The organism is Aeromonas sp. S5(2024) (assembly GCF_041403025.1).
GTDB lineage: Bacteria > Pseudomonadota > Gammaproteobacteria > Enterobacterales > Aeromonadaceae > Aeromonas > Aeromonas hydrophila.
In genome coordinates, this window is sequence record NZ_JBGLRI010000002.1 from 138,636 (window position 1) to 153,206 (window position 14,571).

The window sequence follows — 14,571 nt, forward strand, 5'->3', positions numbered from 1 at the left end:
GCCCGTCTGACGAGAACCGATATCCGCGAGGATGTCGGTTTTTTTATGGCCGGCTTGCAGAATACTGAATGAAAAGGCGATTTGGCTTTGCACCCGCCAGAGGGATGGTCCATCATCAACCTTTTGCCGAGCGGGAGGAGCCATGTTTGTATTCGACGTCACCGGCGTTGCAGGGGCGCGAGCCGAGATCCGGGTTCAGGCGCTGGACTGGGGGCAGAGCGGCCCCGTCACCTTCCGCTGTGATGACGATCAACTGGCGGTGCTGCTGCTGACCGACTGCCGCTGCGATGCGGTGGGTTTCTTCAATCTGCTGGCGGGCTGCAAGCCGCTCTACCTGGAGCAGTGGCTCAGCTATCTGCAGGAGACCGGCCGCATCGCCAAGCAGAGCTGCCAGCTGGAGAGCCCGGCCCAGGAGGATTACCTCGCCAAGGCCGGTCTTGAACACGAAGAGCTCAATGCCCTGCTGGGGCAGGTTTATCAGGTGGCCGGTTTCAACCGGCTGCAGATCAACCGTTACCTCAAGAATCGCCACAATCCCACCACCCTGGCGACCCGTTACGATCAGAAGGAGCTGGAGCGTTATCGCCAGCTCAACGACATCATTCTGACTCTGTTGAAGTTGAAGCATCCTCAGTAAACAGCCCGAGCTGGCTGATATCCGGCCGCAACTGCTGGGGCTTGGCGATGAGATAGCCCTGCAGCCCGTCCACATACATGCCCTGCAGCAGCTGCTTCTGACCCAGCTGCTCCACCCCTTCCGCAATCACCTGACAACCCATCCGGTGTGACACGTCGACGATCATCCGCACGAACTGCTGGTTGGTCAGATCCTGCTCCAGCCCGGTGATGAGGGCGGGATCCAGCTTGATGTAGTCGGGCTTGAGCTCGCGAAACAGGTTGAATGACCCTATCCCCTTGCCGAAGTTGCAGATGGCGGAGCGACTGCCGTTGCGCCTGAGCAGCTCGAACACCCGCTTGGCTCCGGTCAGGTTGCGCTCCAGATGTTCTTCATCCAGTTCGAACACCAGGTTGGCGCTGGTGTTGGGGTCGTTGAGCAGCTGTCGGTCCAGCCAGATCAGAAAGGCGCTGTTTTGCAGCAGGTTGCTGGAGAGGTTGATGCCCCAGCGACTCTGATTCGAGCCAAAGGCCCGGTACTGGCGCATGACGTGGGTCACCAGCATCTGTTCCAGCCGCATCACCATGTCCAGCCGCTGGGCCATGGCGAACAGGGTGTCGGTGGGCAGCACAGTGCCGTCGGCACTGCTGAAACGGGTGTAGATCTCGTTGTAGGCCAGCATGCTGCGGTGCATCGGCTGGATCGGCTGGTAGGTGAAGCTGATCCGCTCCTGTTCCAGCAACTCGGTCAGTACCAGCTTCCAGTGATGCTGCCCCTGCAGCTCCACCACGCTGTCATCCTGCTGGATGGCCCAGCCGTTGACCGTCTCGGTCTGGGCACGGGCCAGCGCCAGATCCGCCCTGGCCAGAATGGCCTCGATCTTCTGGCCGCTGCTGAGCCGGGTCAGCCCGGAGTAGGCGGCGCTCTCCAGTTCATGCTGCTGCTGATAGTGATCGAAGGCGATCTTCAGATCCCGCCCGAGCAGGGGGGGCGGGATATTGGCGACCGGTTGCACCAGCACCGCGAAGTCGGCCCCCGAGATGCGATAGACCTGATGGCCGGGGAAGCGGCTCACCACCCTGGTGATGATATTGGCGATATCCTTGATGTAGGCATCCCCCGACTGAAAGCCGCGCTGGGCGTTGAGCTTGCCAAGCTCGGTGGCGCGGATCAGCACCAGAGTCGCGGTCTGGGTATCCTGATCCCGCTGCAGCAGCTCGGTCATGTCGCGGCGAAAGGCGTGGCGGTTTTGCAGCTGGGTCAACTCGTCCTGGGTCGCCTGGTTGTGCAGTTCGCTGATCTGGCGGTGGGCGTCGCGCTCGGCCTCGTTGAAGTGGGCGAGCAGCTGCTGCAGGGCGGCCTGGGCCTCGGGGGTGGTCAGACAGGTGGGGTCACGCAGTTGCAGTGCCCGGCACCACACCTGCTCCTGGTGACTGCGCTCCACCTGCTGGAGGCGCAGGGTCAGCATGCTCAGCAAGCCAAAGCCGAGCAGGCTGGTGGCGAGGATGATAAGCAGGGTCAGCAGCGTGCTGGTGAAGGCGAGCAAGAGCCCCTGCAACAGCAGCAGGGGAGCACAGAGGAGAGCGATCACCAGCAGCTGGTTGCTCCCGAGCTTGTTCAACATGGTGTCATCCTTGATGATGTCGTTGATGTTGAAATTCTAACCAAGCTCGCGCCGCAAAGCATGAGATCCCGCTCAACTCCTGGAAAAGGGCCAATTGAAATCAGTTAAATGTGAGTGAAACCACTTTCATGGCGCCGGAAACAGGCGAAGATGAATCGAAAATGGACCAAAACAAGGCAGAGGTAATTATGTTGTTAGAACCCGTAAATACTGCCAAAGCACGGCAACTATTGAACCAGAGTATGGCCTTGGTGCTCGCGGGGGGACGGGGCAGTCGCCTGAAGCAGTTGACCGACAACCGCGCCAAGCCTGCCGTCCATTTTGGCGGCAAGTTCCGCATCATCGACTTTGTGCTCTCCAACTGCATCAACTCCGGCATTCGCCGGGTCGGGGTGGTGACCCAGTACAAGTCCCACAGCCTGCTGCGCCACCTGCAATCGGGCTGGTCCTTCCTGCGCTACCAGATGAACGAGTTCATCGACTTGCTGCCCGCCCAGCAGCGGGTGGACGAGGTGCACTGGTATCGCGGCACCGCCGACGCCATCTACCAGAACGTCGACATCATCCGTGACTACGGCCCCAAATACATAGTGGTGCTGGCGGGGGATCACATCTACAAGATGGACTACGCCGCCATGCTGCTCGACCACGTGCGCCTCGGTGCTAAGGTGACGGTGGCCTGCATCGAGGTGCCGCGCGCGGAGGCCTCCGCCTTCGGGGTGATGGACATCGACGAGCAGCGCAAGATCCGCGCCTTCGTGGAGAAGCCAGCCAATCCGCCCGCCATGCCGGGCAACGAAAACGTCTCCCTGGCCTCCATGGGCATCTACATCTTCGAGGCGGAGTACCTCTATCAGCTGCTGGAAGAGGACATCCACAATCAGGAGTCCAAACACGATTTCGGCATGGACGTGATCCCGCGCATCGTGGGGGAGGGCAAGGCGTTTGCCCACCCGTTCACCATGTCCTGCGTGGGGGCCAAGGAGGGGCAGAAACCCTACTGGCGCGACGTGGGTACCCTGGATTCGTTCTGGGAGGCCAACATGGATCTCGCCTCCGTGGTGCCCGAGCTCGACATCTATGACGAGAACTGGCCCATCTGGACCAGCCAGACCATGACGCCGCCGGCCAAGTTCGTGCAGGACAGAAATGGCCAGCACGGCATGACCATCAACTCCATGTTTGCGGGGGGCTCGATCGTCAGCGGCTCCTTCGTGCTCAACTCCGTGTTGTTCACCCATGTGCGGGTGCACTCCTTCTGCACCCTGGATCAGGCCATCATTTTCCCCGGCGTCGAGATCGGCTCGGGTTGCCGGTTGCGGCGGGTGGTGGTGGACAAGGGCTGCAAACTGCCCGATGGGCTGGTGGTGGGGGAGAACGCCGACGAGGACAGCCGCCGCTTCTATCGCTCCGAGCAGGGTATCGTGCTGGTAACCAAGGAGATGCTGGCCAAGCTGGGGTGATGTCACGCCCAACGCCAGACGCCACAACTAAAAAGGGAGCCGATATGGCTCCCTTTTTCTATTCAGCGAGTGGCTGATTATTTTTCGGTGATCAGTGCCTTGGCGGCCATCACCATGGCGGTGCCGTGCTTGCCACCGGCGGCGGTCACTTGCGGGACGCCATCTTCGTCGGTGTCACCACCGGCCCCTTCGATGACGTTCTCGCCGGAGTCGCCGATCCACTCGGCCATCTGCATGCCGCCGTTGACGGTGCCACGGAACCAGCTCACATAGCGCTGGGTCAGCTGGGCCAGCTCCAGCGCCGGGGCTTTCTCGCCGCCTTCGTTGCGCAGGTTCAGCATGGCGGAGCGCAGGGCGCCGGAGATGGCGGCCTGGGTCCAGGGAGTGTATTCGCCTTGCTTGCCGGCGAGCCAGGTACCGGCCTTGGCATTGAAGTAGGCCTTGTCGGCGGCGATGAACAGCTCGCGCGCCGCCGTGCGGTACTTGGCATCCGAGGTTGCCAGGAAGGCGGCGGTCAGGCCGCGGATGGCGGCAAACTGCGCATCGATGGACTGGCCGGCATCGAGCTTGCCACCCAGGGTGACCCCATCGTGCACCAGCCCATTTTTGCCCTTGAGATTGGCGAGGATGAAGTCAGCCTGCTGGCGAATGAGCACCAGCGCCTGCTGGCCCTGAGCGGTTTTCAGGTTCAGCTCGCCATTGTCACCGGCGGCGTAACCGACCGGCAGCGCATCCTGGGCGCGCTGGAAGATCTGCAGGGCGACCAGGCTGTAGGCGGCGTCAAAGGTGGTGACGTGCTTGCCCTGTTTGCCGGCCTGCCAGCTGTCGACCAGGGTGCCGGCCTTGGGCTCGAAGTGCAGGGCATTGAGGTTCTTGAACACCATGCCGGAGAGGTTCAGCGCCAGGGAGAAGGCATCGTCACCCGCCACCAGCTTGGCGGCATCGCTGCCCTTGTTGGCGGCCGGTGCGGCGGCGAACGGGGCACCGTCGAACACGGCGTGGAAGGCCGGGTTCTGGTTGGTGTTGGCGCTGCGCTGATCGGTGAAGGCGTAGAACTCGGAGAGCGGCCACAGCATCATCCAGGCGTCGCGCAGCTGGGCGGAGCCGTCCACCACCTCGAGCTTGCCGATGGCGCCGACGTCGTTCTTGCCGGTCTCGGTCACTTTCACCTGATGGGGGAAGTAGACGATCCCCTTGGCCGGATCGTACTGCGGGGTGATCTTGGCACCCAGCTGCTTGCCGTCAAAGCCGAGCTGACCCTGCAGGATGGCCAGCTTGTCGATGGACTGCTCGGTCAGCATCATGCCGTTGAAGCCGTCGGCGGCAGAGACGCCCAGCTTGTGCTTGCCGTCCTGATCCATGGTAGCGGACGCGGCTTCCACCTCTTCATCGGTGTCGGCCACGTGCATGCCGCCGAGGAAGTCCTGGGACCACATCACCTCTTTGAGCAGGATGCCGCCCACGGCTGCCGGCACCAGCAGGTTGTCACTGCCGCTCCAGCGCAGGGTGGCGTAGTCGCGGAAGTAGGCCGGTACCTGGGTCTTGACGCTCTTCTCGTTGCCCTTGGCGGTCTTGATGGTGATCTGGTCGCCGTTGACCGGGGTGGCGTTGACGGCTTGCGCGAACTCCGGGTTGGCGGAGGAGTAGGGCAGGGAGAGGGGGTACATGCCCTGCGGCACTTCATCGGCCGGGAAACCGACCGCATCGGCCATGGCCAGCACCCGCTGGCCGAGGGAGGCCATGGTGCCGCCGCGAGCCTGGTTTTGCGGACCGTTCACCAGATGGGGGCCCATGCCGGATTGGTAGTTGAGGGCGTACATCGCCTCTTCGGAGTATTCGTAGGATTCGATGCCGGCGGCGAAGTCGAATGGGGTCGGCTCATCGGCTCGGTTGGCGTCCAGCACATCCAGATCCAGACCGAGGGCCTCGGCCAGCGGCTCGCCGGAGAGTTCGAACTCGGTGTAGGCCAGCATGTTGGCGGCGGTGTTGAATGTCTTGTCTTCTACCTTGACGGCGGCGTGTGCGGCGCCGCTCAGGATCGCGCAGGCGATCGCCTGGACCAGTACGGTTTTTCTCATGTCCCTTCTCACCATATGTTTGATTTTATTATGACGCTTCTCATGAATCTAAATGAGAATGGTGTGCATTATGAGGCAAAGGGGGGAGCTTGAGAAGAAAAAACCGCGCCCCGGGAGTTGAAGAGAAGAGGGGCGCGGTTGGGGGTCAGAGCAGCTTGAAGGGGATGACCAGCCGGCCGGGTTCCACCTTGAGGGCTTCGACTTTATCCTTGATCCTGGCTTCGTTCTTGCGACTGCCGTCAAGCCGGTAGACGGGGGTCTGGGAGAGGAACAGCGAGAGCGACTGGTTGAAGGTGGGCAGCAGCGGGGTGAGAGCGGTACCCACGTCGGCCGGCTCGGTCTTGACCGAGATGAGCTCGAGATCGCGCAGGTAGATGGCGCCCTGCTCGGCCACGTAGTCGGGGCGGGCGCTCAGGGAGAGGCGGATCTTCATCTGCTGGCTGCCAAGGGGGCTCGCCACCTGCAGATCGCCGGCAGCATCCAGTTCGACCCGGTCGGCCTGGCGGCGACCGATGCGGCTTTGCATCTCATCGAGGCGGATCTTGCTCGACATGATGCCGGGGATCCCCAGCTGCTTTTCAAAGGCGACCCTCTCTTTGAGGTATTGGTTGATCTCCCCTTCGCTGACGTTGTACTGGGTGAGTGAACAGGCGGCCAGCAGCAGGCCGAGGGGGAGCAGAAGCAGGTGCTTTAACATCGAGGATCCCGTGGGTTGAGACAATGGTCATAAAGATGGCGCCATCTTAGGGGGAAATGGCGTTCGCTGCCAGCGTGGGCGGCGAGCCCGCGGTTTTTGTCGCAGCCTCATATGGGGGGTTGGCTGCGGTGCTCATACGGACAAGGCTGGCCGGACCTGCACGGTGGGCCGCCGCAGCCGTGGCACCCGCCATATCCACAGATAAGTTCCAGTTTTATCGGCATAAAAATCCCATTGACCGGGGGATTTCAAAGCGAGTATTTTACCGCCGCACAAATACAAACTGATAATCATTATCATTTTGAATCATATTTGAGGGTGTAACGTGGATACTCTTGTGATGGAAAATAGCGCGCCTGCCCAGGCTGCGTCTTCGCCCGAATTCTTGTTTACCTCGAGTCAGGGCACGCTCAGTGCCACTGACTTGGGCCAGCCTATCACCACCCCCGCCTGTGAATGGCTTTTGCTAGAACAACAGATTGCCGACGCGCTGGCCGCGGCCAGCGCCGCCGGCCAGGCCAACCCCCTGCTGATCGGTGCCTTCGCGTTCGACCCGGCGGAAGCCTCCTGCCTCTATGTGCCCGGCCGCTATAAGCGGGGCGATCGCCCTGTCCCGGCAGCACAGGCGCCGGTGACAGCGGCGATGGCAGAGCAGGCCGCCGAGGCCAACCGGGTCATCTCGGTGCAGAGCACCCCGCCGGCCAGCGAATTCCAGGCCTCGGTCAGCGCGGCGCTGGATGCGTTTGCCCAAGGCAAGCTCGCCAAGGTGGTGTTGTCGCGCAAACTCACTCTTACCCTGCACCAGCCCGCCGATCCTAAGCAGGTGATGGCCCGTTTGATGGCCCAGAATCCCCACGCCTTCCACTTCTCCCTGCCGCTCGGCCAGGACCGTCGCCTGCTTGGCGCCAGCCCCGAGCTGCTGCTGCGGGTCAGCGGGGGAGAGGTGTTCACCCACCCGCTGGCGGGCTCCGCCCGTCGGGCGAGCGAACCGGCGCAAGACGAAATGGTGGCCCGGGATCTGCTGGCCTCCCGCAAGGATCAGCATGAACACAAGTTGGTGATCGACGAGATCCGCCGGGTGCTGACCCCCCACTGCCGCGAGCTGGCGATCCCCGCTCATCCCTCGTTGATGAGCACGGATACCCTCTGGCATCTGGGCACCCCCATCGCCGGGCGGCTCAATGGCGGCGAGGCATCGGTATTGTCACTTGCCTGCCAGCTTCATCCCACCCCGGCCCTGTGCGGCTATCCCACCGATCTGGCCCGCCAGTTCATCCGTGAGCAGGAGCCCTTCCGGCGCGCCCTGTTCAGCGGGATCGTCGGCTGGTGTGACAGCCAGGGCAACGGCGAGTGGGCCGTGGTGATCCGCTGCGGCGTGCTCGACGGCCATCAGGTCGAGCTGTTCGCCGGCGCCGGTATCGTCGCGGGCTCTGATCCCGCCATGGAGTGGGCCGAGACCGGCACCAAGCTGGGGACCATGCTCAAAGCCCTGGGCCTGGATTTGGAGGTGGCGCAATGAGCCAGCTTCAATATCTGGGTTGGCAGAGTGGGCAGCCGAATCTGCAAGCCCTGGGCCTGAGTCCGGAGGTGGCGCAATGACCCAGCCCAACCGCTTCCTGCCCTATACCCGCTGGCCTGACGCGTTGGCGGAGCTGTACCGCGCCAAGGGCTATTGGCGCGGCGAGCCGCTGACCGCCATGCTGGCGCGCCAGTGTGAGCTGGCCCCCGACGCCGAGGCCATCCTCTGCGGCGAGCGCCGCTTCAGCTATGGCGAACTGGACGCCGCTTCGAGCCGGCTGGCCGCGAATCTGGCCCGCCATGGCCTGGAGGTAGGGGGCACAGCTCTGGTGCAGCTCCCCAACGTGGCCGAGTTCTATCTGGTGTTCTTTGCCCTGCTCAAGGCCGGTATCGCGCCGGTCAACGCGCTCTTTAGCCACAACCGGCTGGAGCTCCTCTCTTATGCCGAGCAGATCACGCCGCGCCTCTTTATCGGCTCGCTGGCTCATCCGCTGTTTGCGAGCAAGGGTCGCGAGAGCGAGCTGCTGACAACCATAGGCGCCGAGCTGGTGCTGCTCGATGGCGATGGGGGGGAGCTGGGGCTGACCCACTGGTTGGCGAAGGGGGCTGAGAGTGAGCCGGTGAAACGTGGCCCGACCCCGGCGGACGAGGTGGCCTTCTTCCAGCTCTCCGGTGGCAGCACCGGCACCCCCAAGCTCATCCCCCGCACCCACGATGACTACCTGTACAGCGTGCGCCGCAGCAATGAAATCTGTGAATTGGGGCCCCACACCCGCTATCTGTGCGCCCTGCCGGCGCCCCACAACTTCCCCCTGAGCTCCCCCGGGGCGCTCGGGGTATTCGAGGCGGGCGGCACCGTGGTGCTCGCACCCGATCCCAGCCCCATCAGCTGTTTCCCGCTGATCGCCCGCCACAGGGTCAACCTCACCTCGCTGGTGCCGCCGGCGGTCTCGCTCTGGCTGCAGGCCGCGGAAGCGGATCCCACCGCGCGCACCCAGCTCGAGAGCCTCGACTTGCTGCAAGTGGGCGGCGCCAAGCTGGGGGAGGCGGTGGCCAGCAAGATTGGGCCGCTGCTCGGCTGCCGGCTGCAGCAGGTGTTCGGCATGGCGGAGGGGCTGGTCAACTACACCCGGCTGGACGACCCCGACGAGAAGGTGATCCATACCCAGGGCCGCCCCATGAGCCCGGATGACGAAGTGCGCATCCTCGATGAGGCGGGCAACCCGGTCGCTCCCGGCGAGCCTGGCGCCCTGCACACCCGTGGCCCCTATACCTTCCGCGGTTACTACCAGAGCCCGGCCCACAACGCCCGGGTGTTCGATGCCGAGGGCTTCTACTGCTCCGGCGACCTGGTGGTGCAGGATGCCGATGGTTACCTCACCGTGGTAGGGCGGCAGAAGGATCAGATCAACCGGGGCGGCGAGAAGATCGCGGCGGAAGAGGTGGAAAACCAGCTGCTGCACCACCCGGCCATCACCCATGCGGCCCTGGTCTCCATGCCCGACAGCGCCATGGGGGAGAAGAGCTGCGCCTTCATCGTCAGCACGGATCCCGCTTTGAAGCCGCTGGCCTTGCGCAAGTTTCTGCGCGAGCGCGGGGTGGCGGACTTCAAGCTGCCCGACCGTTTCGAAACCCTGGACGCCCTGCCCATGACGGCGGTGGGCAAGATTGACAAGCAGGGGCTGCGGGCGCGCATTGCGCACGCCATCGCCGCCAACCAGCCCCTGACAACAGCATAAAACTAAAAAAGGAATCATGACGTTATGGCTATCCCAACCCTGAACAATTACGCCATGCCCAGCCAGTGGAAGGCCAACAAGGTCGACTGGTCTCTGGATCCCAAACGCGCCGCCCTGCTGATCCACGACATGCAGGAGTACTTCACCGCCTTCTATGGTGAAAACAGCCCGCTGATCGCGGCGCTCACCGAGCGCCTGGCCGCCGTGCGCAAGCAGTGCAAGGCCCTCGGCATCCCGGTCTTCTACACCGCCCAGCCCAAGGATCAATCCCCTGAAGATCGCGCCCTGCTCAACGACATGTGGGGCCCGGGTCTCAACAAGCGGCCCGAACAGCAGCAGGTGGTGGCAGCACTGCGCCCAGAGCGGGATGACACCGTGCTGGTCAAGTGGCGCTACAGCGCCTTCCAGCGCTCCGAGCTCGAGCAGATGCTCAAAGCGCTGGGGCGGGATCAGCTGATCATCGGCGGCATCTACGGCCATATCGGCTGCATGATGACCGCCTGCGATGCCTTCATGCGCGACATCCAGCCCTTCTTCCTGGCGGACGGGGTGGCGGACTTCTCCCTGGCCGATCACCAGATGGCGCTCGACTACGTGGCGACCCGCTGCGGCAAGGTGATCCCCTGCGAGGAGGTGCTGGCCCTTGCCCCGGCTTCCGCTTCTGCCGCCCAGACTAATCCGCTCCTGACCAATCCGTTGCTGACGTATGAGGGGCTCAAGGCGCGGCTGCTGAGCCATATCGACGAGGACGAAGGGGAGTTTGACCCCGACGAGAACCTCATCGACTACGGTCTGGATTCGGTGCGGATCATGGCCCTGCTCACCGAGTGGCGCGCCGCCGGGGTCGAGCTCGGCTTCGTGGATCTCGCCAAGCTGCCGACCCTCAATGGCTGGTGGCGCCTCATCGAGGCCAAGCTGGCAGCCCAGGCGCTGGAGGTGACCCCATGAACCGCTTCCCCTTGACCATTCCCCAGCAGGGGCTCTGGTCCGGACATCTGCTCAACGACGACAAGGCGATGTTCAACACCGCCGAGTGCATCGCCTTCGATGGCAAGGTCGAGGCGGCCGTGCTGGCCGCGGCCCTTGCCAAGGCGGTGGGGGAGTGCGAGGCGCTCAAGGGCCATTTCGAGCAAAACGGCGAGGCGGTCTGCTTCGTCCCGGCTGAGCAGCCTCTGGCCTATGAAGAGGTCTCCCTCGAGCGCGATGACGAGACGCTGGCCCGCGCTTGGGCCTGGGCCGATCTGCGCCGCCCGTTCGAGCTGACCCAAGAGGCGCCCTGCCGCTTCGCCCTGCTGCGCGGCCCCGGCCGCGATTATCTCTATAGCTGCGTGCACCACATCGCCCTCGACGGTTTTGGTACCACCTTGCTGTTCCAGCGCATCGCCGAGCTGTATGCAGAGGGGCTGGCCGGTGAGATGCACTCCCCATCCCCCTTCGGCTCGTTGGCTGAGGTGCTGGCGGAAGAGGCGAGCCGCGAGCAGAGCGGCAAGAACGCCGCCGCCCGCACCTTCTGGCAGGAGCAGCTGCAAGGCTGGCCCGAGGTGAAGTCCTTTGGCGAGACCCGCGCGCCCATCGCGGCCGAATTTCTCCGCGAGAGCCGTCCGCTGCCGGCTGCGCTGTGGCAATCCCTGACCGGCTTTGCCGACGAGCACAAGCAGGGCTGGCCCGATCTGCTGCTGGCCGGCCTCTCTGCCCAACTGTCGCTGTCGAGCGGCCAGGATAAGACCCTGCTCGGCCTGATGATGATGAACCGCATCGGCTCGGCATCGTTGACCGTGCCCTGCATGCAGATGAACATCACCCCTCTTGCTCTGGAGCTCGAAGAGGGGCTGAGTCTGGCGGAGGCCGCCGGCGCCGTGGCCAAGGCCAAGCGCGGGGTGCGCAAACACCAGCACTACCGCTACGAACTGCTGCGCCGCGACCTTGGCCTGGTGGGGGGCGACAAGCGCCTGTTCGGCCCACTGGTCAACATCATGCCGTTCGATCACGCTCGCCGCTTCGGGCCGCTATCTGCCCATATTCTCAACATCAGCGCCGGCCCGGTTGAGGATCTCACCATCGAGGTGCAGGTCGGCGTCGATGGCCAGCCCAGACTGGATCTGGACGCCAACCCCGGCTGCTACTGTCAGGCGGATCTGGCAGCCATCGCCGATACCCTGTTTGCCCTGCTGGGCCGCTGGCTGGCCGAGCCCGCCCAGACCCTGGGTGCGCTCAAGGCCGACTGGCTGGCGGAGCAGCGGGCCAGCGCCCTGATCGCCGGCCCCGCCCATGAAATGCTCAAGGCACGGCCGGTGCTGGAGGCGCTCTGCCACTTCGCCGCCCAGACCCCGGACAAGATCGCCTTGATTCAGAGCACGGAGCAGGGAGAGGCCCGCTTCAGCTACGAGGCGCTGCTGGCCAGATCCGAACAGATGGCGGCTGCCCTGCAGGCCGCAGGCGTCGCCCCCGGCGACAAGGTGGGGGTCATGCTGGCCCGCACCCCCCAGGCCATCTTCGCCCAGCTGGCGGTGCTGCTGGCCGGCGCCGTCTACGTGCCGCTCGATCCCGAGCAGCCGCTGGAGCGTCAGGGCCATATTCTGCGGCTGGGGGAGGTCAAGACCCTGATCACCCAGGCCGAGTACCGTCACAAGCTGGCCAGCCTGTTTGAGGGGCGTACTCTCTTGGTTGGGGATCTTCTGGCGGGGGATCTGGTGAGCGATAACCGCTTGAACCAGCCGGCAGCCGGCCGCGCCGTCGCCTACCTGATGTTCACCTCGGGCTCGACCGGTCTGCCCAAGGGGGTGGCGGTCAGTCACGGTGCGCTGGATCACTTCGCCGCTGCGGCCCGCTGCCGTTATCACCTGGATGAAGAGGCGCGGATGCTGCAATTCGCCCCCTTCAACTTCGACGCCAGCATCGAGGAGGTGTTCGCCACCCTGAGCGCCGGTGCCACCCTGGTGCTGCGCACCGACGCCCTGCTCGAATCCATGCCCGCCTTTGCGGCCGGGGTGGAGCAGATGGGGATCACCCACCTCGACCTGCCCACCGCGTTCTGGAACGAGTGGGTGGTGGCGCTGACGGCGGGCCAGGCCCACATTCCTGCCAATCTGGCCACCGTCATCATCGGCGGCGAGGCGGTCTACCCTGAGCAGCTGGCCCAGTGGCAGCGCCAGGGCCGCTCCGATGTGCGCCTGTTCAACACCTACGGCCCCACCGAGACCACAGTGGTGGTGACCACCCAGGAGCTGCAGCAGGAAGACCCGAGCCAGACCCAGTTGCCTATCGGCCTGCCGCTGCCCGGCATGCAGGCGCTCATCCTGGGGGCGGGGGAGCAACCCGCCAGCGAGGGGGAGCTGGTGCTGCTCGGCCCGCAGCTGGCCAACGGCTACGTGGGGGGCGTACAAGGCAGCTTTGGCACCCTGCGGATAGGTGGGGAGGAGCTGCCCGTCTATCGCACCGGCGATCGGGTGCGGCTGGTGGCTGGCCGGCTGGTCTACCTCGGCCGGCGCGACAACGAATTCAAGATAAGCGGCTATCGCATCCAGCCCGGCGAGGTGGAGGCCCAGCTGCTGGCCCTGCCGGGGGTGGATGAGGCCTGCGTGCAGGGGGTGAGCATCGGCAGCGTGCGCCGGCTGGTGGCCTTCGTGGCGGGGCCGGAGCGCGACAGTCGGGTCATCAAGGCGCAGCTGGCCAAGGTGCTGCCTGCCGCCATGATCCCCACCGACTATCGCCACTATGACCAGCTGCCCCGCACCGGCTCCAACAAGCTGGATCGCAAGGCCCTGCTGGCCGCCTACCAGGCGGGCGGCGCAGCGTTGACCCTGGGCAGCGAGACCGAGAACCGGGTCGGCACCATCTGGCAGCAGATCCTGGGGCTCGCCACCATGGCGCCCGCCGACAACTTCTTCGAACTGGGGGGCCAGTCCCTGCAGACCATCCAGATCGTCAACCGGCTCGGCGCCGAGTTCGGGGTGCAGGTCAAGGTTTCCGATGTGTTCGATCACCCGCGCCTCGATGACTTCTGCCGTTTCCTCGACGGCCTGCTTTCCGAGGACGAAGAGAGCGTGGAGATGGTGTGGTGATGAGCAAGGAGCAACAAGCAATGGCCTTTGATTTCACTGGCAAGCGGGTCTGGGTGACCGGGGCCGGGCGCGGCATCGGCCGCGAGGTGGCAACGCAGTTCGTGGCGGCCGGAGCAATCGTGGTGGGGCTGGATCTGGCGTTTCCCGAAGCCGATTACCCCTATGCCACCCGGCTGCTCGATATTGGCGATTCGAAGGCGGTCAACGCCTGCTGCGCAGCGCTGCTGGCGGACGGCGGGCTGGATGTGCTGGTGAACGGGGCCGGGGTGCTGCGCCTCGGCCCCACCGAAACTTTAAGCGATGACGACTGGCACGACTGCATGACGGTCAACGCCAGCGGCGTCTTCTACCTGCTGCGGGCCCTGGTGCCCCACTTCAAGGGGCAGCAGCGCGGTGCCATCGTCACCATCGGCTCCAACGCGGCCCATGTGCCGCGCATGCAGATGGCGGCTTATTGCGCCTCCAAGGCGGCGGTCACCAGCCTGACCCAGACGGTGGGGCTGGAGCTGGCCCCCTTCGGCGTGCGCGCCAACCTGGTGTCACCGGGTTCGACGGATACCCCCATGCTGCGCGGCATGCTGCCAAGCGAGGAGGCCATGGCCCGCACCATTGCCGGGTTACCGGAGCAGTTCAAGCTCGGCATTCCCCTGCGCAAGGTCGCCACCCCGGCGGAGATCGCCCATACCGTCCTCTTCCTGGCCTCGGATCTGGCCAGCCACATCACGCTGCAGGATCTGGTCGTCGACGGCGGCGCCACCCTGAGTGCCTGAGGCTT

General features: G+C 64.6%; 10 protein-coding genes. 7 read left to right on the forward strand and 3 right to left on the reverse strand.

Annotated features, from left to right (window positions below):
- Positions 1 to 142: 142 nt before the first annotated feature.
- Positions 143 to 637 carry a hypothetical protein gene (locus tag ACB032_RS04505; protein WP_017408190.1) on the forward strand — a complete coding sequence of 165 codons (495 nt, stop codon included), beginning with the start codon at positions 143 to 145 and terminating at the stop codon, positions 635 to 637.
- Here ACB032_RS04505 and ACB032_RS04510 read toward each other — a convergent pair.
- Positions 600 to 2,240 carry an EAL domain-containing protein gene (locus ACB032_RS04510; RefSeq protein ID WP_371137450.1) on the reverse strand — a complete coding sequence of 547 codons (1,641 nt, stop codon included), beginning with the start codon at positions 2,238 to 2,240 and terminating at the stop codon, positions 600 to 602. The genes ACB032_RS04505 and ACB032_RS04510 overlap by 38 nt on opposite strands.
- A 188-nt stretch (positions 2,241 to 2,428) precedes the next feature.
- On the opposite strand from ACB032_RS04510, the gene glgC reads away from it, so the two are divergent.
- Entirely contained in the window at positions 2,429 to 3,703 is a 1,275-nt protein-coding gene (gene glgC / locus ACB032_RS04515; protein ID WP_011706313.1) for a glucose-1-phosphate adenylyltransferase, read from the forward strand.
- 77 nt (positions 3,704 to 3,780) lie between these two features.
- Here the strand turns inward: glgC and ACB032_RS04520 are convergent, their stop codons facing one another.
- Positions 3,781 to 5,781: a hypothetical protein gene (locus ACB032_RS04520; protein WP_371137451.1), complete on the reverse strand. Its 2,001-nt coding sequence runs from the start codon at positions 5,779 to 5,781 to the stop codon at positions 3,781 to 3,783.
- 145 nt (positions 5,782 to 5,926) lie between these two features.
- Entirely contained in the window at positions 5,927 to 6,478 is a 552-nt protein-coding gene (locus tag ACB032_RS04525) for a lipoprotein (RefSeq protein ID WP_324015433.1), read from the reverse strand.
- 325 nt (positions 6,479 to 6,803) lie between these two features.
- Between ACB032_RS04525 and amoC the strand changes: the two genes are divergently transcribed.
- From amoC to amoA, 5 genes are all read left to right on the forward strand, one after another.
- Complete coding sequence (gene amoC / locus ACB032_RS04530; RefSeq protein WP_371137452.1) at positions 6,804 to 7,997, forward strand: amonabactin biosynthesis isochorismate synthase AmoC; 1,194 nt, start codon at positions 6,804 to 6,806, stop codon at positions 7,995 to 7,997.
- 76 nt (positions 7,998 to 8,073) lie between these two features.
- Positions 8,074 to 9,735: an amonabactin biosynthesis (2,3-dihydroxybenzoyl)adenylate synthase AmoE gene (gene amoE / locus ACB032_RS04535; RefSeq protein ID WP_371137453.1), complete on the forward strand. Its 1,662-nt coding sequence runs from the start codon at positions 8,074 to 8,076 to the stop codon at positions 9,733 to 9,735.
- Positions 9,736 to 9,759: 24 nt separating this feature from the next.
- Positions 9,760 to 10,683 carry an amonabactin biosynthesis bifunctional protein AmoB gene (amoB, locus tag ACB032_RS04540; protein WP_124253025.1) on the forward strand — a complete coding sequence of 308 codons (924 nt, stop codon included), beginning with the start codon at positions 9,760 to 9,762 and terminating at the stop codon, positions 10,681 to 10,683.
- Positions 10,680 to 13,796 carry an amonabactin biosynthesis non-ribosomal peptide synthetase AmoF gene (gene amoF / locus ACB032_RS04545; RefSeq protein WP_371137454.1) on the forward strand — a complete coding sequence of 1,039 codons (3,117 nt, stop codon included), beginning with the start codon at positions 10,680 to 10,682 and terminating at the stop codon, positions 13,794 to 13,796. The genes amoB and amoF overlap by 4 nt, the downstream gene beginning before the upstream one ends.
- Before the next feature lie 20 nt (positions 13,797 to 13,816).
- Positions 13,817 to 14,566 (forward strand): amonabactin biosynthesis protein AmoA, encoded by a 750-nt coding sequence (gene amoA / locus ACB032_RS04550; RefSeq protein WP_214005762.1) that lies wholly within the window; start codon positions 13,817 to 13,819, stop codon positions 14,564 to 14,566.
- The last annotated feature ends 5 nt before the right edge of the window (positions 14,567 to 14,571 follow it).

What these genes read in the sequence shown, in the direction of transcription:
- ACB032_RS04505 (WP_017408190.1), top strand. Translation starts at nt 143, where the DNA reads ATGTTTGTATTCGACGTCACCGGCGTTGCAGGGGCGCGAGCCGAGATC.
- ACB032_RS04510 (WP_371137450.1), bottom strand. Translation starts at nt 2,240, where the DNA reads ATGTTGAACAAGCTCGGGAGCAACCAGCTGCTGGTGATCGCTCTCCTC.
- glgC (WP_011706313.1), top strand. Translation starts at nt 2,429, where the DNA reads ATGTTGTTAGAACCCGTAAATACTGCCAAAGCACGGCAACTATTGAAC.
- ACB032_RS04520 (WP_371137451.1), bottom strand. Translation starts at nt 5,781, where the DNA reads ATGAGAAAAACCGTACTGGTCCAGGCGATCGCCTGCGCGATCCTGAGC.
- ACB032_RS04525 (WP_324015433.1), bottom strand. Translation starts at nt 6,478, where the DNA reads ATGTTAAAGCACCTGCTTCTGCTCCCCCTCGGCCTGCTGCTGGCCGCC.
- amoE (WP_371137453.1), top strand. Translation starts at nt 8,074, where the DNA reads ATGACCCAGCCCAACCGCTTCCTGCCCTATACCCGCTGGCCTGACGCG.
- amoB (WP_124253025.1), top strand. Translation starts at nt 9,760, where the DNA reads ATGGCTATCCCAACCCTGAACAATTACGCCATGCCCAGCCAGTGGAAG.
- amoF (WP_371137454.1), top strand. Translation starts at nt 10,680, where the DNA reads ATGAACCGCTTCCCCTTGACCATTCCCCAGCAGGGGCTCTGGTCCGGA.
- amoA (WP_214005762.1), top strand. Translation starts at nt 13,817, where the DNA reads ATGGCCTTTGATTTCACTGGCAAGCGGGTCTGGGTGACCGGGGCCGGG.